The organism is Pseudomonas sp. SID14000 (genome assembly GCF_002165135.1).
GTDB lineage: Bacteria > Pseudomonadota > Gammaproteobacteria > Pseudomonadales > Pseudomonadaceae > Aquipseudomonas.
The window spans coordinates 1-710 of the sequence record NZ_NFZQ01000068.1 but is presented as its reverse complement, the minus strand read 5'-3'; the positions used below and the strand labels follow the sequence as shown (position 1 = coordinate 710).

Genomic DNA, 710 nt, shown 5'->3' with positions numbered 1-710 from the left:
CTGGTATGCCGCCGAGCCGGTTTCCCGGAATCGTTGACTGGGGATGGTTGGCGGATGGAGCATGGGGGCTCGGCTAGGGAGGTCAGATGGCGGACGTGGTCAGGGCGGCGTTGGTACAGACGAACTGGACTGGGGACCAGGAGTCGATGACTAAGGCGCATGAGGAGTATGCGCGGCAGGCTGCTGCGGCGGGGGCCAAGGTTATTTGCTTCCAGGAACTGTTCTACGGGCCTTACTTCTGCCAGCTGCAGGATCCCAAGTTCTATGAGTACGCCGAGAGCGTGCCGGGGCCCACCACCGAGAGGTTCCAGGCGCTCGCCAAGGAGCTGGGCATGGTGATGGTGCTGCCGATGTATGAGCTGGAGCAGCCGGGGGTGTTGTACAACACGGCGGCCGTCATCGATGCTGACGGCAAGTATCTTGGGAAGTACCGGAAGAACCATATTCCTCAGGTGAACGGGTTCTGGGAGAAGTTCTACTTCCGGCCTGGCAACCTTGGGTACCCCGTGTTCGATACTGCGGTGGGCAGGATCGGGGTCTATATCTGTTATGACCGGCACTTCCCTGGGGGGTGGCGGGCGTTGGGGTTGGCTGGGGCGAAGATCGTGTTCAATCCGTCTGCGACCAGTCGTGGGTTGTCGTCTTACTTGTGGAAGCTCGAGCAGCCGGCAAGTGCGGTGGCCAACGAGTACTTCATCGGGGCGATCAAC

The 710-nt window shown here is 61.0% G+C and carries 1 protein-coding gene; it reads left to right on the top strand.

Annotated features, from left to right (window positions below):
- Positions 1-86: 86 nt before the first annotated feature.
- Positions 87-710: nitrilase-related carbon-nitrogen hydrolase (locus CAY82_RS27405; RefSeq protein WP_087503450.1), on the top strand; the 624-nt coding region annotated here is incomplete at its 3' end.